Source organism: Micromonospora sp. NPDC023966 (assembly GCF_040639095.1).
GTDB lineage: Bacteria > Actinomycetota > Actinomycetes > Mycobacteriales > Micromonosporaceae > Micromonospora.
The window spans coordinates 416,322-436,243 of the sequence record NZ_JBEZZJ010000001.1 but is presented as its reverse complement, the minus strand read 5'-3'; the positions used below and the strand labels follow the sequence as shown (position 1 = coordinate 436,243).

The 19,922-nt window shown below is 74.4% G+C and carries 18 protein-coding genes; 13 read left to right on the top strand and 5 right to left on the bottom strand.

Translation table 11 applies throughout. The annotated features are described in order from the left end of the window. Positions 1 to 41: 41 nt before the first annotated feature. The gene (locus AB0F68_RS02065) at positions 42 to 290 is read right to left on the bottom strand and encodes a hypothetical protein (RefSeq protein ID WP_357332200.1); all 249 of its coding nucleotides are present in this window, start codon (positions 288 to 290) and stop codon (positions 42 to 44) included. A 155-nt stretch (positions 291 to 445) separates the two neighbouring features. Between AB0F68_RS02065 and AB0F68_RS02060 the strand changes: the two genes are divergently transcribed. Then, positions 446 to 2,764, top strand: a complete 2,319-nt coding sequence (locus tag AB0F68_RS02060; protein ID WP_357332198.1) for a PKD domain-containing protein — start codon at positions 446 to 448, stop codon at positions 2,762 to 2,764. 61 nt (positions 2,765 to 2,825) lie between these two features. Here the strand turns inward: AB0F68_RS02060 and AB0F68_RS02055 are convergent, their stop codons facing one another. After that, a complete protein-coding gene (locus AB0F68_RS02055) occupies positions 2,826 to 4,118 on the bottom strand; it encodes an acetyl-CoA C-acetyltransferase (protein WP_357332196.1) in 1,293 nt (430 codons plus the stop codon). Positions 4,119 to 4,171: 53 nt separating this feature from the next. On the opposite strand from AB0F68_RS02055, the gene AB0F68_RS02050 reads away from it, so the two are divergent. The 7 genes from AB0F68_RS02050 to AB0F68_RS02020 all read left to right on the top strand — a co-directional run bounded on the left by AB0F68_RS02050 (position 4,172) and on the right by AB0F68_RS02020 (position 11,421). Beyond that, positions 4,172 to 5,530, top strand: coding sequence for a 3-oxoacyl-ACP reductase (locus tag AB0F68_RS02050; RefSeq protein WP_357332194.1), 1,359 nt, complete (start codon positions 4,172 to 4,174; stop codon positions 5,528 to 5,530). A 326-nt stretch (positions 5,531 to 5,856) separates the two neighbouring features. Further along, on the top strand, positions 5,857 to 6,747 hold the full coding sequence (locus AB0F68_RS02045) for a MaoC/PaaZ C-terminal domain-containing protein (RefSeq protein ID WP_357332867.1): 891 nt from the start codon (positions 5,857 to 5,859) through the stop codon (positions 6,745 to 6,747). Between the two features lie 85 nt (positions 6,748 to 6,832). Further along, positions 6,833 to 7,585 carry an NUDIX domain-containing protein gene (locus AB0F68_RS02040; RefSeq protein WP_357332192.1) on the top strand — a complete coding sequence of 251 codons (753 nt, stop codon included), beginning with the start codon at positions 6,833 to 6,835 and terminating at the stop codon, positions 7,583 to 7,585. Beyond that, positions 7,582 to 8,565, top strand: coding sequence for a serine/threonine protein kinase (locus AB0F68_RS02035; RefSeq protein WP_357332190.1), 984 nt, complete (start codon positions 7,582 to 7,584; stop codon positions 8,563 to 8,565). The genes AB0F68_RS02040 and AB0F68_RS02035 overlap by 4 nt, the downstream gene beginning before the upstream one ends. A gap of 10 nt (positions 8,566 to 8,575) precedes the next feature. Further along, complete coding sequence (locus tag AB0F68_RS02030) at positions 8,576 to 9,532, top strand: hypothetical protein (protein ID WP_357332188.1); 957 nt, start codon at positions 8,576 to 8,578, stop codon at positions 9,530 to 9,532. Beyond that, positions 9,529 to 10,779, top strand: a complete 1,251-nt coding sequence (locus tag AB0F68_RS02025; RefSeq protein ID WP_357332186.1) for an adenylosuccinate synthetase — start codon at positions 9,529 to 9,531, stop codon at positions 10,777 to 10,779. Before AB0F68_RS02030 ends, AB0F68_RS02025 begins: the two co-directional genes overlap by 4 nt. Positions 10,780 to 10,803: 24 nt before the next feature. Further along, entirely contained in the window at positions 10,804 to 11,421 is a 618-nt protein-coding gene (locus AB0F68_RS02020; protein ID WP_357332184.1) for a DedA family protein, read from the top strand. 9 nt (positions 11,422 to 11,430) lie between these two features. Here AB0F68_RS02020 and AB0F68_RS02015 read toward each other — a convergent pair whose 3' ends face one another. Together AB0F68_RS02015 and AB0F68_RS02010 are read right to left on the bottom strand one after the other, a co-directional pair. Then, the gene (locus AB0F68_RS02015; RefSeq protein ID WP_357332182.1) at positions 11,431 to 12,078 is read right to left on the bottom strand and encodes a response regulator transcription factor; all 648 of its coding nucleotides are present in this window, start codon (positions 12,076 to 12,078) and stop codon (positions 11,431 to 11,433) included. Beyond that, positions 12,075 to 13,229, bottom strand: coding sequence for a histidine kinase (locus tag AB0F68_RS02010; protein WP_357332180.1), 1,155 nt, complete (start codon positions 13,227 to 13,229; stop codon positions 12,075 to 12,077). Before AB0F68_RS02010 ends, AB0F68_RS02015 begins: the two co-directional genes overlap by 4 nt. 158 nt (positions 13,230 to 13,387) lie before the next feature. Here AB0F68_RS02010 and AB0F68_RS02005 point away from each other — a divergent pair, with 158 nt between their 5' ends. Next, positions 13,388 to 14,053 carry a DedA family protein gene (locus AB0F68_RS02005; protein ID WP_357332178.1) on the top strand — a complete coding sequence of 222 codons (666 nt, stop codon included), beginning with the start codon at positions 13,388 to 13,390 and terminating at the stop codon, positions 14,051 to 14,053. On the opposite strand, the gene AB0F68_RS02000 is transcribed toward AB0F68_RS02005, so the two are convergent. After that, positions 14,028 to 14,666, bottom strand: coding sequence for a TetR/AcrR family transcriptional regulator (locus AB0F68_RS02000; RefSeq protein ID WP_357332176.1), 639 nt, complete (start codon positions 14,664 to 14,666; stop codon positions 14,028 to 14,030). The genes AB0F68_RS02005 and AB0F68_RS02000 overlap by 26 nt on opposite strands. Positions 14,667 to 14,743: 77 nt before the next feature. On the opposite strand from AB0F68_RS02000, the gene AB0F68_RS01995 reads away from it, so the two are divergent. From AB0F68_RS01995 to AB0F68_RS01980, 4 genes are all read left to right on the top strand, one after another. Beyond that, complete coding sequence (locus AB0F68_RS01995; RefSeq protein WP_357332174.1) at positions 14,744 to 15,196, top strand: SCP2 sterol-binding domain-containing protein; 453 nt, start codon at positions 14,744 to 14,746, stop codon at positions 15,194 to 15,196. A 1-nt stretch (position 15,197) separates the two neighbouring features. Then, positions 15,198 to 16,412 carry an acyl-CoA dehydrogenase family protein gene (locus AB0F68_RS01990; RefSeq protein ID WP_357332172.1) on the top strand — a complete coding sequence of 405 codons (1,215 nt, stop codon included), beginning with the start codon at positions 15,198 to 15,200 and terminating at the stop codon, positions 16,410 to 16,412. A 183-nt stretch (positions 16,413 to 16,595) separates the two neighbouring features. Next, on the top strand, positions 16,596 to 18,161 hold the full coding sequence (locus AB0F68_RS01985; protein WP_357332170.1) for an AMP-binding protein: 1,566 nt from the start codon (positions 16,596 to 16,598) through the stop codon (positions 18,159 to 18,161). A 95-nt stretch (positions 18,162 to 18,256) separates the two neighbouring features. Further along, positions 18,257 to 19,819 carry a N,N-dimethylformamidase beta subunit family domain-containing protein gene (locus AB0F68_RS01980; protein WP_357332168.1) on the top strand — a complete coding sequence of 521 codons (1,563 nt, stop codon included), beginning with the start codon at positions 18,257 to 18,259 and terminating at the stop codon, positions 19,817 to 19,819. Positions 19,820 to 19,922: the final 103 nt, after the last annotated feature.

Genomic DNA, 19,922 nt, shown 5'->3' with positions numbered 1-19,922 from the left:
CTTCATGGCCAAGGGACGTAAGCCGGCCCCCCTCGGGTTGCTCAGGGGGCGGGGCGGCCGGTGAGTGCGTGGTAGAGCCCCGCGCAGGCTTCCTCCTCGGTGTCGAAGTGCTCGCGAACGTCGCGCACCCCACGCTCGTAGAGGCCGATCTCCCAGCCACCGCCCGCGGTGTGGCGGAGGAACCAGAAGTCGGCCGGGACCGGCACGTGCTCGTGCACGTCCTCCAGCTCGAAGGCGTCCGGTGACAGTCCCGCCGCCAACAGGGCTCCGCGTACCTGGTGCCGGTCCACTCTCGACCTCCCTGATCCGGTCGCCGCCCAGGTCCTCCTCGACGAGTCTGTCCGATATGTCGCAGGGGTGGGCCGGTGACCGTCAGGTTGGGGCAGGATCTGATCCAACTGTCGCCGACTCCGTCGGCTCATTCTTCCCTCACTCGAGGACACGCATGCGCAAATCCTCCCTCGCCGGTCTCACCGCCCTAGCGATGACCGGCGGCACCCTGCTGGCCACCTCGGCGCCGGCGCACGCGGCAGAGGGGGAGACCCTCTACGTCAGGCAGCTCTCCAGCGCCTGTTCGGATCAGGGCCCCGGCACGCAGGCGCAGCCGTTCTGCACGATCGGGGCGGCCGCCGCCGCGGTCACCGACGGGCAGTGGGTCGACGTCGGCGCCGGCAACTACCGCGAGCGGGTCACCATCACCAGTTCCGGCACCGAGTCCATGCCGATCGTCTTCTTCGCCAGCGCCAGCGCGGTCCTCATCGGTCCGGACGCCGGCTTCGTCATCGACGGCCAGCACGACGTCACGCTCCAGAACCTTCGCGCCAACGGGGGCGGTGACCTGCCCGCCCTCGACATCCGCAACTCCTCGGGCATCCAGGTCCAGGGCGGGGGCTACGCGATGGCGGACGGCGCGACGGCACCCGCCGTACGGCTGGCCGGCGTCACCTCGTCGGCTCTGAAGCAGTTCACCGTCACCGTGCGGGGGCGCGCCAACGGGCTCGCCATGGACGCTGCCAGCACCGACGTGTACGTCTGGGACACCGACGTGACGAGCAGCGCCAGCAGCACCGAGGACCAGAGCGTGGGCATCCAGGTCGCCGGCTCCCGCAACACCGTCCTCGGCAACCGCGTCAGCGGCTTCACCGGCACCGCCGTCGCGGTCGAGCCCGGCGCGTCCGGCGCGCTGGTGGTCAACAACCAGATCGACGGAGGGCCCGGTCACGGCATCCACAACCGCGGCGCGACCGGCACGGCGATCACCAACAACACCGTTCGGGAGCGCTGCCTCGACGGTATCCGGGTCGACGGGGCCTCCACCGGGGTCTCCGTACAGAACAACGTCCTGACCACGAACGGCGCCGTCGGCCCGGGAAGCTGCTCCAGCGGCACCGGCGTGGAGCTGGGCGTGTACGGCGACGCGGTCCGGGACGTCGTGGTCGACTACAACAACGCCGATCACTACGAGTCCGCTTCGCCGAGGATCTACGCCTGGAACGGCACGCGGATGAGCCTGCCCGCGTTCCGCACCGCCTCGGGTCAGGCCGCGCACGACCGGGAGACGGCGAACGTCCGGGACGCCTTCGACTCGGCGAACTCGACGGCCCCCGGCTACCAGCCGCTCGACCGGATCGGCAGGGAGCGGATCGACGACCCGGCGGTACCGAACACCGGCGCCGGCCCCGTGACGTACGCCGACCGGGGCGCCGTCGAGACGATCCGCAGCCCGGTCGCCCGCACCGACGTCCGGCTGGACCTCACCGCGAGCTCCGTGACGGTGGACGCGTCCGCGTCCGAGCCCGGCACCTACCCCCCGATCACGTCGTACCAGTTCAGCTTCGGCGACGGCACGACCGTCACCCAGACCTCGCCGGTCGTCTCGCACCGCTACGCCAATCCGGGCGAGTACACGATCTCTACCAAGGTCATCGGCACCGACGGCAGGTCGGGAACCCGGACGGATTTCGTCAGCGTCCTCCGCCGGACCGCCACGGTCGGCCTGCTCGCGGTCAGCAACCTCCGGTACGTCGCCCCGTCCTCCACCGGGCCGAGCCTCCAGGCGAACCAGTTGGGCCTGACCGCGGCCGGGCAGTTCGACCTGGCGGACGCCGGCTCCGGCGCCGTCGCCATCGTGTCCCGGGCCACCGGGCGGTACGTCGCCGCTGCAACCATCGGTGCGGGCGTGACCACGGCGAGCCTCAAGGTCGGCGATCCCGAGAAGTTCACCGTGGTCCGGAACACCGACGGCAGCGTCAGCATCAAGTCGCTGGCGACCTACCGCTACCTGGGCGCCGCTTCCACCTACTCGTTCCATCTGATGCCGCAGGCGACCACGATCGGCACCGCGGAGAAGTTCTACCGGGTGATCGCCACGGATGCCGGCCGGTCGCTCAAGGCCGGCGCGAACAGCCGCTTCGTCACCGCGGACAGCGCCGGCGCCACGCCGCTGATCGCGAACAGCACCAGCGTCGGGACGGGGCAGCGGTTCGACCTGGTCGACCTCGGCAACGGTCAGATCGGCATCTTCGCCCGGGCGAACAACCTCTTCGTCTGCGCGGACGGCACCGGCACCAAGCCGCTGATCGCCAACCGCACCTCGGTCGGCGCCTGGGAGAAGTTCACCCTGATCCGCAACACCGACGGCACGGTCAGCCTCAAGGCAGCGGTCAACAGCCGCTACGTCACTGCTGAGAGCGGCGGCGCGAAGCCGCTCATCGCCAACCGCACCGCGATCGGCCCGTGGGAGAAGTTCACCCTCGGCAGCTGACCCACCGCACGACCAGCGACGCCCGCCCGGCACGAACCGGGCGGGCGTCGGTTGTTCGGGGTCAGCGCTCCAGGATTGCCGTCACGCCCTGCCCGCCCGCCGCGCAGATGGAGATGAGCCCTCGCCCGCTCCCCTTCTGGTCGAGGAGCTTGGCCAGGGTCGCCACGATCCGGCCGCCGGTGGCCGCGAACGGGTGCCCGGCGGCCAGCGAGGAGCCGTTGACGTTGAGCCGCTCGCGGTCGATCGAACCGAGCGGCGCGTCCAGGCCGAGCCGCTCCTTGCAGAACTCCGGCGACTCCCAGGCGGCCAGGGTGGCCAGCACCTGCGAGGCGAACGCCTCGTGGATCTCGTAGTAGTCGAAGTCCTGGAGGGTAAGCCCGGCGCGGGCCAGCATCCGGGGCACCGCGTACGCGGGGGCCATCAGCAGTCCCTCGTCGCCGTGCACGAAGTCGACCGCCGCCGTCTCGGACCAGGAGAACCAGGCCAGCACCGGCAGGTGGTGCTCGCGCGCCCACTCCTCCGACGCCAGCAGCACGGTCGACGCGCCGTCGGTGAGCGGCGAGGAGTTGCCGGCGGTCATGGTGGCCTGCCCGGCGTCCGGGCCCTTGGCGCCGAAGACCGGCTTGAGCGAGCCGAGCTTCTCCAGGGTGGTGTCCGGGCGGAGATTCTGGTCGCGGGTGAGCCCCAGGTAGGGGGTCATCAGGTCGTCGAAGAACCCCTTCTCGTACGCGGCGGCGAGCCGCTGGTGCGAGCGGAGCGCCAACTCGTCCTGGGCCTGCCCCTCGACGTTCCAGCGCAGCGCGGTCTTCGCGGCGTGCTCGCCCATCGACAGCCCGGTCCGGGGTTCGGCGTTGCGCGGGATCTCCGGCTTGAACGGCTGGAGCGGGCGGAGCTTGGCGGCGAGCTTCAGCCGCTCGCCGAGGGTCCGGGCGGAGTTGAGCTGGATCAGGGTCCGGCGCAGGTCCTCGTTGACCGCCAACGGCGCGTCGGAGGTGGTGTCGACGCCGCCGGCGATGCCGACCTCGATCTGCCCGAGGGCGATCTTGTTGGCGACCAGGATGGCGGCCTCCAGCCCGGTGCCGCAGGCCTGCTGGATGTCGTACGCCGGGGTGTGCGGGTCGAGCCGGGAGCCGAGCACCACCTCGCGGGTGAGGTTGAAGTCCCGGGAGTGCTTCAGCACGGCGCCGGCCACGACCTCGCCGACCCGCTGCCCGGCCAGCCCGAACCGGGCGACCAGCCCGTCCAGCGCCGCACCGAGCATGTCCGCGTTGGACGCGTGCGCGTAGCGGGAGTTGGACCGGGCGAAGGGGATGCGGTTGCCGCCGATCACCGCGACCCGCCGGACACTCTGCACGATCGGCCTCCTCAAGCTGTTGCCCGAACCCTACTGGCCAGTAGGCTACGCCTATGACCGACAGGTACGCGAGCTTCGTCCAGACGGGGGCCGGCCGGGCGCTGGTCAAGCGCCTCGGGCTGCCCGACCCGCCTCGCCTCCGCCGGCACACGCCGGGCGACCCGCTCGTTCCCGGGCCGGTCCTGCTCGGCTCGTCGACCGGCGGCCGGCTCGCCGAGCCGGTGGGCAAGACGCTGACCGCCGCCGGGGTCGAGCTGGCCGACCCGGCCGCCACCACCGACGCCACCACCCGCTTCGCCGCCCTGGTGTACGACGCCAGCGGCATCACCGACTCCACCGGGCTGCGCCAGCTCTACGACTTCTTCCACCCGCAGGCCCGGGCGGTGCTGCCCAGCGGCCGGGTGATCGTGCTGGCCACCCCGCCGGCCGAGTGCGGCTCGCCCCGGGAGGCGACCGCCCAGCGCGCGCTGGAGGGGCTGACCCGCAGCATCGGCAAGGAGTTCGGCCGGGGCGTGACGGCCCAGCTCGTGTACGTCACGAGGGACGGCGACGCCGGCACCCCGGTCAGCCTCGAGTCCACCCTGCGCTTCCTGCTCAGCGGCCGGTCCGCCTACGTCTCCGGCCAGGTGATCCGGGTCGGCGGCGGGACCGCCGCCGCGCCGGCCGACTGGGACCGGCCGTTGGACGGTCAGGTCGTCCTGGTCACCGGGGCCGCCCGGGGCATCGGCGCGGCCCTGGCCCGGGTGCTCGCCCGGGACGGCGCCACGATCGTCGCGCTGGACATCCCGGCCGCCGGGGACGAACTGGCCACCGTCGCCAACGAGGTCGGCGGCAGCGCCCTGCAGCTCGACCTGACCGCGCCGGACGCCCCGACCCGGCTGGCCGAGCACCTGGCGAGCCGGCACGGCCGGGTCGACGTGGTGGTGCACAACGCGGGCATCACCCGGGACAAGACGCTCGGCCGGATGGACGCCGACCGCTGGGACTCGGTGATCGACGTGAACCTCTCCAGTCAGGAGCGGATCAACGACGTGCTGCTGGAGCGCGACCTCATCCCGGCCGGCGGCCGGATCGTCTCGGTCTCCTCGATCGCCGGCATCGCCGGCAACCGGGGCCAGACCAACTACGCGACCAGCAAGGCGGGGGTGATCGGCCTGGTCGACTCCCTCGCCCCGGTGCTGCGCGAGCGGGGCATCAGCCTCAACGCGGTCGCGCCCGGGTTCATCGAGACCCGGCTGACCGCCCGGATCCCGCTGATGATCCGCGAGGCGGGCCGGCGGATGAACAGCCTCGCCCAGGGCGGCCTGCCGGTGGACGTGGCCGAGACGATCGGCTGGCTGTCCTGGCCGGCGAGCGGCGCGGTCAGCGGCAACGTGGTCCGGGTCTGCGGCCAGAGCCTGCTGGGGGCGTGATGGCGCGGCGGAAGCAGCGGCCGGAGGAGCCGGCCGAGGAGCTGTCGGTGCACGAGCTGATCGACGGTCCGACCCAGGACCTCACCTCGGCCCGCGCGGCGCTCGCCGCGCGCGGCGCCCCGGAGCCGTCGGTCGAGGCGACCCAGGACCTGTCCGCGCTGGCGGACGACCACACCCAGGACCTGTCCGCGTTGGCCGGCGACCGCACCCGGGATCTGTCCGCGCTGGCGGACGACCGCACCCAGGACCTGTCCGCGTTGGCCGACGACCGGACCCGCGACCCGTCCCGCGCGGCCGCGGCGGCCACGTCGGGCGGCGCGGCCACCCTGACCGCTCCGGAGCCGACCGAACCGGCCGGGCGCGTCCGCCTCGACCTGCCGCGGCTGCCGGCGGCGGGGGCGCTCTACCGGCGGGCCCTGCTGGGGGCGCTGCCCGGCATGGGCGGCCGGCGCCAGCAGGACGTGCCCGCGGTGGAGCTGGGCGTCACCGGGGTGACGGTCGACCCGGCCCACCTGGCCGACTACGACCGGGTCTGCGGGTTCCGGCTGGCCGACCGGCTGCCGGCGACGTACCTGCACGTGCTGGGCTTTCCGCTGTCGCTGCGGCTGATGACCGCGCCGGAGTTCCCCATCCCGCTGACCGGCGTGGTGCACGTGGCGAACCGGATCACCGTGCACCGGCCGGTCGAGGCCGGCGAGACGGTGGACTTCCACACGTACGCCGAGAACCTGCGCCCGCATGAGCGGGGCCGGCAGGTCGACGTGGTGCTGATCGGCTCGGTCGGCGGCGCGGAGGTGTGGCGGGGCGTCTCGACGTACCTCGGGCGGGAGCGCACGGCGGGCGGCGGCCCGCGGCGCGACCCGGGTGACCGCCCGACCCCGCCGGCCGCTTCGGCGCACTGGCGGGTGACCCCACGGGTGGGGACCGACTACGCCCGGGTCTCCGGCGACCACAACCCGATCCACACCTCGAGGCTGGGCGCGCGGCTGTTCGGCTTCCGGCGCCCGATCGCCCACGGCATGTGGAGCAAGGCCCGCTGCCTGGCCGCGCTGGAGAGCCGGCTGCCGGAGTCGTACACGGTGGAGGTGGCGTTCAAACTGCCGGTGCCGCTGCCGTCCACGGTGGCCTCCAGCGCCACCGCCTCCGGTGCGGCCTGGGATTTCGCGCTGCACGACGCGCGGCAGGGCCGACCGCACCTGGTGGGCACCGTCCGCTGAGAAAAGAGGGGCTTGGCGTCCCCTCTTTCATGCGCTAAGTTGTTCTCAGATTGAGTTATTCTCAGAAGGAGAGAGACGGAACGCCGTGAACGAGCAGGACTTCCTCGCCGCGTACGACCCCCGGGACTACCCGGCGGTCGCCGTCACCGTCGACGTGGTCGCGCTGACCATCCGCGACGGCGCGCTGCACCTGCTGCTGATCCGCCGGGCCGCCCCGCCCTACGCGGGGCACTGGGCGCTCCCCGGCGGTTTCGTCCGTCCCGACGAGGACCTGGCCGCCGGCGCCCGCCGCGAGCTGGCCGAGGAGACCGGCCTCGGCGGCGAGCGGCTGCGCCGGGTCCACCTGGAGCAGCTCGCCACCTACGGCGGGCCCGACCGCGACCCCCGGCTGCGGGTCGTCTCGGTCGCCCACCTGGCCTTCGCCCCCGACCTGCCCGACCCGGTGGCCGACACCGACGCCGACGACGCGATCTGGCTGCCGGTGACCGCGCTGACCAGCCGGCAGCTCGCCTTCGACCACGGCCGGATCATCGATGACGGGCTGGAGCGGGCCCGCTCCAAGCTGGAGTACACCCCGCTGGCCACCCGCTTCCTGGAACCCGAGTTCACCATCACCGAGCTGCGCGCCGTCTTCGAGACGGTCTGGGGGCACCCGCTGCACGCCGGCAACTTCCACCGGAAGGTGCTCTCCGTGCCCGGCTTCGTGGAGAGCACCGGCGCCAGCACCGAACGCGGCGGGGCGCGCGGCGGGCCCCGGGCCAAGCTCTACCGCGCCGGCGACGCCCGGCTGCTCCACCCGGCGCTGCTGCGCCCCGCCCGGGAGGAGACGGTGCGGTGAGGACCGAGGAGGCCATCCGGCTGGTCAGCGCCGCGCGCGGCGACGCCGACCTGTTCGGCACCGACGCGCCGGCCCGCCGCTACCGCGAGCTGGTCACGGCCCTGCACCCCGACCGGCTCGGCGCGGTCGACCCGGGGGTATGCGCCGCCGCGAGCGACGCGCTCAGCGAGGTCACCGCCCGCTGGCGGGCCGGCCGTGGTGGCCGCCTCGGCAACCTGCGGGGCTACCCGCTCGGCCGACTCGCCTACCGCGGGGACGTGGCCGACCTCCACGACGCCGGAGCGGACCGGTTGCTCAAGCTCCCCCGCGACCCGGCCGACAACGACCTGATGGCCCGCGAGGCACGCGCCCTGCGGCTGATCGCCGAGCGGGGCGATCCGCGCCACCTGCCCTACGTGCCCCGGCTCATCGACCACCTGCCGGCCCGGGACCCGGCGACCGGCGCCGAACGGCTGGTCAACGTGGTGGCCACGGCACCGGGGCTGCACAGCCTGGACGAGGTGCGGCGGGCGTACCCGGACGGGCTGGACCCGCGCGACGCGGCCTGGATGTGGCGGCGGCTGCTGGTCGCCCTCGGCCTGGCCCACCGGGCCGGGGTGGTGCACGGCGCGGTGCTTCCCCGGCACGTGCTGATCGAGCCGGACGCGCACGGCGTGGTCCTGGTCGACTGGTGCTTCGCGGTGGTCGGCGAGGGCGCCGTCCCGGCGCTGGTGCCCGGCCACGAGGCCTGGTACCCGGCCGAGGTGACCGCCCGGCGCTCCGCCGGCCCGGGCACCGACCTGGCCATGGCCGCGGGCTGCATGACCTGGCTGATGGCCGACCGGGCCCCGCGCGAGCTGCGCGCCTTCGCGGCCGGCTGCCGGCGCCCGAAGCTGGCCGCGCGTCCCGACGACGCCTGGCGGCTGCTCGGCGAACTGGACGAGGTGCTGGACCGCCTCTTCGGACCCCGCACCTTCCGACCCTTCACCCTCAATCCCTAGGGAGGCTGCCATGGGCAGCGGAATCTGGTCCACCGACGTGTACGACGCCGCCGACCGCTACCGGCGGGCCACCGGCGCAAGCGCATTCTCCTACAGCGACAGCGGGGCGCGGACCGTGCACCCCGCGCTCGATCCCCGCGGCGCGGCCCGGGAGAGCCGTGACTCCGACGAGCACCCGCAATCGACGCCCATCGCGGTGCTCTTCGACGTGACGGGCTCGATGGGGCACGTCCCCCGGGTGCTCCAGAGCAAGCTGCCGCAGCTGCTCGGCCTGCTGCTCCGCCAGGGTTACGCCCGCGACCCGCAGGTCATGTTCGGCGCGATCGGCGACGCCACCTGCGACCGGGTGCCGTTGCAGATCGGCCAGTTCGAGTCCGACAACCGGATGGACGACGACCTCGGCCGGATCGTGCTGGAGGGCGGCGGCGGTGGCCAGATGACCGAGTCGTACGAGCTGGCCATGTACTTCATGGCCCGGCACACGGTCACCGACAGCTGGTCGAAGCGGGGCCGGCGCGGCTACCTGTTCCTGATCGGCGACGAGCTGGCCTACCCCCGGGTGGATCGGCGGCAGGTGGCCCGGCTGATCGGCGACGACCTGCGCGAGGACGTGCCGCTGCGGCAGATCGTCGACGAGGTGACCCGCCGCTGGGACACCTACTACCTGCTCCCGGCCGGCAGCGCGTACGCGGGCAACCGCACGGTGCTCGACTTCTGGCGCGACCTGCTCGGGCAGCACGCGGTCGAGCTGGACGACCTGGACGCGGTCTGCGAGACCATCGCGCTCACCGTCGGCCTCGGCGAGCAGGCCATCGACCTGGACGCCGGGCTGCGCGACCTGGACCGGGCCGGCTCCACGGCCGGCCGGACCGTCTCCAGGGCGCTCGCCCCGCTGGGCGGCGGCCGGCGCGCGGTGGACACGCTGCCGTTCGCCCCGACCGACGGCAGCGGGGTCACCCGGCTGTGAGGCACGTGATGGTGATCGACCTCGGCTACGGCGACGCCGGCAAGGGCACCGTCGTCGACTGGCTCTGCGCGAGCCGGCCGGTGCACACGGTGGTCCGGTTCAACGGGGGCGCGCAGGCGGCGCACAACGTCGTGCTGCGCGACGGACGACACCACACGTTCGCGCAGTTCGGCGCCGGGACGTTCCGCCCCGGGGTCCGGACGCACCTGTCGCGGCACGTGGTGGTGGACCCGCTGGCGCTGGCCGCCGAGGCCGACCACCTCACGGCGGTCGGGGTGCCCGACGCGCTCGACCGGCTGACCGTGGACGGGGAGGCGCTGCTGGCCACCCCGTACCACCGGGCCGCCAACCGGGCGCGGGAGATCGCCCGGGGAGCCGACCGGCACGGCTCCTGCGGGCTGGGGGTGGGCGAGGCCGTCGCGTACGGCCTCGCCCACCCCGACGAGGCGCCCCGGGTGGCGGACTGCCACCACCCGGCGGTGCTGCGCCGCCGCCTCACCGCGCTGCGGGACCGGCTCACCGCCGAACTGGGCCCGCTGGACGCCCCGCCGGTCGAGGACTGCCTGCCCGCGTACGCCGGCTTCGCCGACCGGGTGGCGATCGTCGACCGGGCCTGGCTGTCCGGGGCGCTGCGGGCCGGGACCTGCGTCTTCGAGGGTGCGCAGGGGGTGCTGCTGGACGAGTGGCACGGCTTCCACCCGTACACCACGTGGAGCACCACCACCTTCGCCAACGCCGAGACGCTGCTCGCCGAGGCCGGGCTGGCCGGCACCGCGCAGCGGCTCGGCGTGCTGCGGGTGACCACCACCCGGCACGGCCCCGGGCCGCTGGTCACCGAGGACCCGGCGCTGCCGTTCGACGATCCACGCAACCCGACCAACCCCTGGCAGGGCCGGTTCCGGTTCGGCCACTTCGACGCGGTCGCCCACCGCTACGCGCTGGCCGTGGCGGGCGGGGTGGACGGGCTGGTCCTCACCCACCTCGACCTGGCCGGTCCGGGCCTGCGGATCTGCCGCCGCTACGACACCGTCGACCGGCTCACCCCCGGCCCGGCCGGCGACCTGGACCGCCAGGCCGCGCTCACCGCGCGGCTGCTCCGGGCCCGCCCGGTCCTCGACGAGGCGCCCACCGACTGGCCGGCCGCCGTGGCGGCCGAGCTGGGCGCGCCGGTGCTGCTCACCTCGCACGGCCCGACCGCCGAGGACAAGGCCCCCGCCCTCGCGGGCGCCGTTTCCGCTCCCCGCTGACACCGCAGCACCGAGCATGGGGGCATGGAGGACCTGCTCGACCTGCTGCGCCAGACGGCGACCTCGCCGTGGGTGTACCTGGTGATCATCGCGGTCACCGCGGTCGACGCGTTCTTCCCGGCGGTGCCGGGCGAGACCGTGGCGATCACCGCCGGGGTCTTCGCGGCCGGCGGGGAGCCGCACCTGGTCGGGGTGATCGTGGCCGCCGCGTTCGGCGCGCTTCTCGGCGACCACGTCTCGTACGCCATCGGGCGCGGCGGCGGCGCGCAGCGGCTGGCCCGGCTGCCCGCCGGCAGCCGGCGCCGGGCGGGTTCCGAGTGGGCCCACCGCGCGCTCGACCGGCGGGGCGGGATCATCCTGACCACCGCCCGGTACGTGCCCGGCGGCCGGACCGCCGTCACCCTGACCATGGGCGCGGTCCGCTACCCGGCCCGTTCCTTCCTCATGTACGACGCGCTGGCCTGCGGCAGCTGGGGAATCTACTGCGGGCTGCTCGGCTACTTCGGCGGGCTGGCATTCGCGCACAATCCGACCCAGGGCCTGCTCGCCGGCGTGGGCATCTCCGTGGCGGTCACCGGCCTCTTCGAGGCCGCGCGCTGGGCCCGCCGCCGCGCTCGCGCCCGGGCCACCGCGCGCCGCTGACCCGGGTTCTCACTCCTCCAGCAGGTCGGCGTCGTGGACCAGGATGGCGAGCTGGACCCGGTTGGCCACGCCGAGCTTGGCCAGCGCCCGGCTGACGTACGTCTTCACGGTCGCCTCGCTCGCGCCGAGCCGGCGGGCCACCTCGGCGTTCGCGTCGCCCCGGGCCACCTCCCGGACGATCGCCGCCTCCCGGTCGGTGAGCCGGGCCAGCCGCTGCCGGGCGGCTTCCCGCCGGGCCGGGCCGCGGTCGGCGAACGAGCTGATCAGCCGCCGGGTCACCGTCGGGGCGAGCATGGCGTTGCCGGCCGCGACGGTCCGCACGGCGGCCGCGAGTTCCCGGGGCGGGGTGTCCTTGAGCAGGAAGCCGACCGCGCCGGCGCGCAGCGCGGCGTGCACGTACTCGTCCCGGTCGAACGTGGTGAGCATGACGACCTTCGGCCCCTCGGCGACGATCCGGGGCGCGGCGGTCAGCCCGTCGGCGCCGGGCATGCGGACGTCCAGCAGCACCACGTCAGGCCGCAGCCGGACGGCGGCGACCAGCGCCTCGGCCCCGTCGGCCGCCTCGCCGACCACCACGATGTCCGGCGCGGCCTCCAGGATCAGCCGCAGGCCGGCGCGGACCAGTTGCTCGTCGTCGGCGATCAGGGTACGGATCATGGCCGGTCCGCCACCGGTACCAGCGCCCGCAGCAGGAACCCGCCGTCGGAGGTCGGGCCGGCCGACAGCCGCCCGCCGACCAGCTCGACCCGCTCGCGCAGCCCGACCAGGCCGAGCCCGGCACCGGGCAGGGCGGGGCCGGGCCGGGTGGGCGGGCCGTTGCGGACGGCGACCTCGATCCCGTCGGGCAGGTGCCGCAGGTGGACGGTGACCTCCGCGTCCGAGGCGTGCTTGCGCACGTTGGTCAGCCCTTCCTGGACCACGCGGTGCACGGTGCGGGCCACCGCGCCGGGCACCGGCCCGGGCGGCCCCTCGTCCCGCCGGTTCACCCGCAGGCCGGCCGCCCGGGACTCCCGGACCAGTTCGTCGACCGCGTCCAGCCCCGTGGGCGGAAGCGGGCTGCCGTCGCCGGCCCGCTGGCGCAGCACGCCGAGCACCGCACGCAGGTCGGTCAGGGCCGCCCGGCCGGTGGAGCGGATCAGGGTGGCCGCCTCGACGGTGGCCGGGTCGGCGGCGGTCACCTCCAGCGCCCCGGCATGCACCACCATGAGCGAGACCCGGTGCGCCACCACGTCGTGCATCTCCCGGGCGATCCGGGCCCGCTCCTCGGCCCGCACCCGGTCGGCGTGCGCCTCCTGCTCGCGTTCCAGCCGCTCGGCGCGGTCCCGCAGGGCGGCCAGGGTGTCCCGCCGGGCGCCGATCCACAGGCCGGCGACCAGCGGGAAGACCACCACCCAGGCGAAGAGCACCGCGGCGTTGGCGCCGGTGGCGGTGGTCAGCCGGCGCTCACCGCCGACCGCGACGCCGACGGCCACCCCGAGCAGGGCGACGACTCCCGCACCGAGCAGGTACGCGGCGAGGCGCCGGCCGCGCAGCGCGACCCCCGCCCGCCAGGAGGCCAGGACGGCGGCCGGGGAGGCGGCCAGGACGAGCCAGCCGACCGCCGCCGCGGCGACCAGCGGCCAGCGGCGGGCCGCGACGGCGGCGGCGCCCGAGACCAGCGCCACGAGCAGAACCAGCAGGCGGGGCAGCGGCGAGCGGACGCCCAGGGCGCCGGTGGCCGACGCCCAGGTGCTGGCGGCCACCAGCGCGGCGAGCAGGAGCGGCGTGTGCCGCTCGGCCCGCCGCAGCAGGGCGGCGCGGGTGGTCACCCGGCGAGCCTAGGCCGCGCGGGCGCGCGCCGGGACGTACCTCCGGGAGGGTTGGGGGCCGACCCTGACGGCCGTCGGGGTACGACGCGACGAAAGTGACCGCCGCCGGTCGACCGACGGCAGATGGCGGGGACGGGCGGCACGACCAGCATCGGGCCATGGATTCCGTGCTCGACCTGCTCCACCAGACCATGTCCTCGCCCTGGGTCTACCTGGCGCTGTTCGCCGTCGCGGTGGTCGACGGCTTCTTCCCGGTGGTGCCGAGCGAGACCGCCGTGATCACCGCCGGGGTGTTCGCCGCCACCGGCCAGCCCGACCTGCCGCTGGTGGTCGCGGTGGCCGCGCTGGGCGCGTTCGCCGGCGACCACGTCTCGTACGCGATCGGCCGGCACGGCGGCGGCCGGCTGCTGGCCCGGCTCCCGGCGGCCGTTGCGGATCGCGGCCCGGCGTCGGACGTGCCCTGCCGGAGCGGTCGTGGCAGCCGGCGGCGGGCCGCGGTGGAGTGGGCCGGGCGGGGCATCGCGGCGCGCGGCGGCCTGATCCTGATCGTGGCCCGCTACGTTCCCGGTGGACGGACGGCCGTCACCCTGACCATGGGTGCGACCCGTTTTCCCCGGCGGCGGTTCCTCGCCTTCGACGCGCTGGCCGCGATCTCCTGGGGGGTCTACTCGGCGCTGGTCGGCTACCTGGGCGGGCTCGCCTTCGAGCGGGACCCGGTCCGCGGGCTGCTGGTGGGGCTCGGGCTGGCGCTGACCCTGACCGTGGTCGTGGAGGCGGTGCGCTGGGCCCGGGGCCGGGTCAGCCGGCCGTTGGGCGCCAGGTGATCCCGCGCAGCAGCTGGTCGGCGCCGAGCCAGGCCACGTTCATCATCCGGGTGGCGGTCTTCTCCGGGTCCGCCTCCGGGTGGTCGGCCAGCCAGTCGGCCAGCGACTCGGTCGCGCCGACCAGGGCGTACGCGACGACCTCCAGGTCCGTGGCGCCGACCTCGCGTCCCTTGGCGCGCAGCGCGTGGTCGAGCATCCCGGCGACCACCTCGACCAGCCGGCCGCGCATGGTGGCCAGCTCGGCGGCGAACGGCTGGGAGCCGCGGGCCTGCCGGTAGAGCACCGCCCAGCCGTCCCGGTGCGCGCCGACGAAACCGAAGAAGGCGCGCAGCCCGCGCCACAGCCGCTCGTCGGCGGGCAGGTCGGGAGCGGCCGCCCCGGCGATGGCCTCCATCATCCGGGTGCCCTCCCGGTGCAGGCAGGCGACGAAGAGCTCTTCCTTCGTGCCGAGGTAGGCGTAGACCATCGGCTTGGAGATGCCCGCGTCCTCGGCGATCTCGTCCATGCTGGCGGCGTGGAAGCCCCGGCGGGAGAAGACCTTGACCGCCGCGTCGAGCATCTGCTGCTCGCGCACGGCGCGAGGAAGGCGCTTGAAGGTCGGTGTGCTGGACACCCTTGCGAGCATACCTACTCGTGCGTAGGGTTACGCCAGAGTAACCAAAGTCGGCTCGCCCGAGAGGTGCATCCCCCATGAGTGACTTCGACCCGGCCAACTTCGCGAACGTCGGCCCGAAGGAGTTCGCGCAGCTGGTCAAGTCCACCCCCGACGACAAGATCGCCGAGGTGATGTCCGGCGACCTGCGCGGCAAGATCTTGAGCGAGGTCTTCAACCGGATGCCGACGCTGTTCCGGGCCGACCGGGCCGGCTCCACCAACGCGGTCATCCACTGGAACATCACCGGTCGCCCCGACGGTGGCACCGACACCTACGAGATCGTCATCGAGAACGGCACCTGCACCGCCTCGGAGACCCCGGCTCGGGACCCGAAGCTCAGCCTCACCATGGGCCCGGTCGAGTTCCTGAAGATCGTCTCCGGTGGCGGCAACCCGGTCATGATGTTCATGACCGGCAAGCTGAAGGCCAAGGGCGACCTGGGCCTCGCCGCCAACATCGCCAACCTGTTCGACATCCCCAAGGCTTGAGATGGCCGAGTTCTCGCTCGACCTGAACGAGGAACAGCGGGACCTTCGCGACTGGGTGCACGGCTTCGCCGCTGAGGTCGTGCGCCCGGCCGCGGCCGAGTGGGACGCCCGGGAGGAGACTCCCTGGCCGGTCATCCAGGAGGCCGCGAAGGTCGGCCTGTACGGCTTCGAGTTCCTCGCCACCTGCTGGGCCGACCCCACCGGACTCTCCCTCCCCATCGCCAGCGAGGAGCTGTTCTGGGGTGACGCCGGGATCGGCCTGAGCATCTTCGGCACCTCGCTGGCGGTCGCCGCCATCTACGGCGCCGGCACCCCCGACCAGCTCGTCGAATGGGTGCCGCAGTGCTTCGGCGACGTCGACCAGCCCGCCGTCGCCGCGTTCTGCACCACCGAGCCGGAGGCCGGCTCCGACGTCGGGTCGATGCGGACCCGCGCGGTCTACGACGAGGCCACCGACGAGTGGGTGCTCAACGGGCAGAAGGCGTACGCCACCAACGGCGGCATCGCCGGGGTGCACGTGGTGACGGCCTCGATCGAGCCGGAACTGGGCTCGCGGGGGCAGGCCGCGTTCGTCGTGCCGCCGGGCACGCCCGGGCTCACCGCCACCCGCAAGCTGCGCAAGCTCGGGCTGCGCGCCTCGCACACCGCCGACGTCTTCCTCGACGACGTACGGGTGCCGGGGCGCTGCCTGCTCGGCGGCAAGGAGGCGCTCGACGAGCGGCTCGCCCGGGCCCGCACCGGCCAGCGCGCCTCCAGCCAGGCGGCGATGCGCACGTTCGAACTGTCCCGCCCGACCGTCGGCGCGCAGGCGCTCGGCGTGGCCCGCGCCGCGTACGAGTACGCCCTCGACTACGCCAAGGAGCGGGTCCAGTTCGGACGCCCGATCATCGAGAACCAGGCGGTCGCGTTCGCGCTCGCCGACATGAAGATGGAGATCGACGCGGCCCGGCTGCTGGTCTGGCGGGCCTCCTGGATGGGTCGCAACAACCGGCCGTTCAGCGCGGGCGAGGGCTCGATGTCGAAGCTCAAGGCCGGTGAGGTGGCCGTCTCGGTCACCGACAAGGCCGTCCAGCTCCTCGGCGGCGCCGGCTTCCTCCGCGACCATCCGGTCGAGCGGTGGTACCGGGACGCCAAGATCTACACCATCTTCGAAGGCACCTCCGAGATCCAGCGGTTGGTCATCTCCCGAGCCATCTCCGGTATGCAGATCCGCTGATCGCCGGCGGACCCCGACCCGACCCGCGACGGCACCGCCGTGCCGGGCGGTACCCCGTCGCGGGTCGGGCCGCCGGTCCACGTTCCGGGTGTCCGCGGACTGGGCGACTGATCACGTCGGCTGGGCCCCGCGCCGCCGCCGGTGCATGATCGGGAGACCACGAACGCGAAGGAGGGTTGCGACTTGGACCTGCCGTTCATCGTCGCCACGCTGACGCGACACGGACTGCTCAACCCGGGCCGCCCGATCCGGGTGGCCTCCCAACTCAACGCGCTGCGCCGGTGGGGCTGGAGCCTCGCCGGGGAGCTGCGCCAGGCCGCCGCCCGCGACCCCGGGCGCACCGCCGTCGTCGACGAGCACGGCGCCGCGCTGACGTACCAGGAACTGCTGGACCGGTCGGAACGGCTGGCCCGGTCGATGCGGGCCGGCCTCGGCGTGCAGGGCGGCGACCGGGTGGGTGTGCTCTGCCGCAACCACCACGGCCTGATCGAGGCGATTGTCGCCGCGATGCTGCTCGGCGCGGACGCCGTACTGGTCAACACCGGTCTGTCCGCGGCACAGCTGGCCACCGTGACCGAGGAGCAGGGCCTGCGCGTGCTCGTGCACGACGCCGAGTTCGCCGAGCGGGTCCTCGGCCTCCCCGCCGAGCTGCACCGGGTCGACGAGCGCCGCCAGGAGGAGCTGATCGCCGGCGCGCTGCCCGGGGACCAGCTCCAGCCGCCGGAGCGGGACGGCCGGACCATCGTGCTCACCTCCGGCACCACCGGCGCACCCAAGGGCGCCCGCCGACCCACGCCGCACGGCTTCGGCCCGCTCGTGTCCATCATCGACCGCATCCCGCTGCACGTGCACGACACCGTGCTGATCGCCGCGCCGATCTTCCACACCTGGGGGTACGCCGCCCTGCAGGTGTGCTTCGCGCTGCGCGCCACGATCGTGCTGCACCGGCGGTTCGACCCGGCCGCCACGCTGGCCGCCCTGGCCGGGTGGTCCTGCGACGCGCTCTTCGCCGTACCGGTGATGCTGCAACGGCTGATGGAGGTGCCGCCGCCCGAGCCCCGGCCACCGCTCAAGGTGGTCGCGGTCAGCGGCTCCGCCCTCCCCGGCGGCCTGGCCACCGCCTTCATGGACCGCTACGGCGACGTCGTCTACAACCTCTACGGCTCGACCGAGGTCTCCTGGGCCTCCATCGCCGGCCCGGCCGACCTGCGCGCCGCCCCCACCACGGCGGGCCGCCCGCCGCACGGCACCCGGCTCGAAATCGTGGACGACGCCGGCGAACCGATCCGGGACGGACGGGTCGGCCGGATCTTCGTGGGCAACGAGATGCTCTTCGAGGGCTACACCTCGGGGGCCGGCCGGGAGAGCCGCGACGGCCTGCTGGACACCGGCGACCTGGGCCGGTTGAACGCCGACGGCCTGCTCTTCGTCGACGGGCGGGCCGACGACATGATCGTCTCCGGCGGGGAGAACGTCTTCCCGTCCGAGGTGGAGGACCTCATCGCCCGGCTGCCGCAGGTCCGCGAGGTCGCGGTGATCGGGGTGCCGGACGCCGACTACGGCCAGCGGCTGGCCGCGTTCCTGGCCCTGCACCCCGGCGAGACACTCGACCCGGAGGCGGTCCGCGAGTACGTCCGGCACTACCTGGCCCGCTTCTCCGTGCCCCGGGACGTGGTGTTCGTGAAGTACCTGCCGCGCAACGCCACCGGCAAGGTGCTCAGCCGCGAACTGCGCCGCTACTACGGCTGATCCACAGGGGACGGACGGGCGAACGCCGCCGGTGGTACCTTCCCCCTGCGCCGGCGCTACCGGCGGAGTCTCTCACCCCACCGGGAGCCGCTCGTATGGTCCGGATCCGTCGGCGCTGGGCCCTCGGCCTTCTGCTGGGCGGCGTCTCCGCCACGGCGCTCGGCACCAGCGAGCCCGTGCTCAGCCGCCGCCGCGGCGACCCGCCCGTCCGCCGCCAGTCCCCGCCGGTCGAGGTGGAGAACCGCGCGGCCGGCGAGCCCTGGTGGCCGGACGACACCCGGGCCGCCGACGACCGGCGGCGGCAGATCCAGGGGTACGCCTCGACGACCAGCCTCGCCCCCGGCGAGTCCGTCGACTTCCACGTCGCGGTCAACCCGGCCGGCCGGTTCCGGATCACCGTGCACCGGCTCGGCTGGTACGACGGCGCCGGCGCCCGGACCATGCTGACCAGCCCGGAAATGGACGGCACGCCGCAGCCGGTGCCGGCCGCCGACCGGGCCACCGGGGCGATCGCCTGTCGCTGGCCGGTGTCCTGGACCCTCCGCATCCCCGAGGACTGGACCTCCGGCCTCTACCAGGCGGTCTTCACCTCCGCCGACGGCTGGCGCGCGTGCACCCCGTTCGTAGTGCGGGACGACCGGCGGGCCGCCGCGCTCTGCGTGGTGCTGCCGGTGACCACCTGGCAGGCGTACAACCAGTGGCCGCGGGACCGGCGGGCCGGCAAAAGCCTCTACAACGGCTACGCGGCCAGCGGGCGGCGCGATCCGGCGCTGCGGGCGCGCGAGGTCTCCTTCGACCGGCCGTACGCCGGCGCCGGCTTGCCGGCGCAGTTCAGCCGGGACCACGACGCCGTCCAGTGGCTGGAGCGCAACCGCTACGACGTCAGCTACGCGACCAGCTTCGACCTGCACTCCGGCCGGCTCGACCCGGCCCGGCACCGCGGGCTGGTGTTCTGCGGGCACGACGAGTACTGGTCGGCGGAGATGCGCCGGGCCGCCGAGGCCGGGCTGGCCGGCGGCACCAGCCTCGCCTTCCTCGGCGCCAACAGCGTCTACTGGCACATCCGGGTGCGTCCCGCCGCCGACGGCCGCGCCGAACGGGTCGTCGCCTGCGCCAAGGCCACCCCCGACCCGGACGAGGACGCCACCGGGCCGACGGTGACCTGGCGCAACCTCGACCTCCCCGAGCAGGCGCTGCTCGGCGTCCAGTACAACGGCATCGTCGTCACCCCGCAGCCGCTGGTGGTCCGGTCTGCGGACCACTGGGTGTGGGCCGGGACCGGGGTGGCCGACGGCGACCGCATCCCCGGGATCGTCGGCGGCGAGGCGGACGGCGTCCACCCGACCACCGCCCGGCCCGTCGGGGTCGACGACACCCTGCTCAGCGCCTCGCCCTACCCCGCCCAGCAGGGTGGGCGGCGGATACAGAACACCCACGTGTACGAGACGCCCGGGGGCGCGGTGGTCTTCGCCACCGGCACCCTCTCCTGGACCATGGCGCTGAACCGGCGCGGGAACCGCGACGAGCGGATCGAGCGGGCCACCGCCAACGTGCTCGACCGGATGATCGGCAGCGCGCCGGCCGACCGCCCGGAGCAGCCGGGCGGAACCGGCTCAAGCCTGGTGGATCGGCCCGGGGGCCCGACCGAGCACGACTAGCTGCGCCAAACCCTGCGCGGTCACCGCCGGCCGCTGGTTGTCGGTGACCAGCGACGCGGCCATCGTCTCGCCAACCACTCGGCCTGAGGCGAGGCCAGCCGGG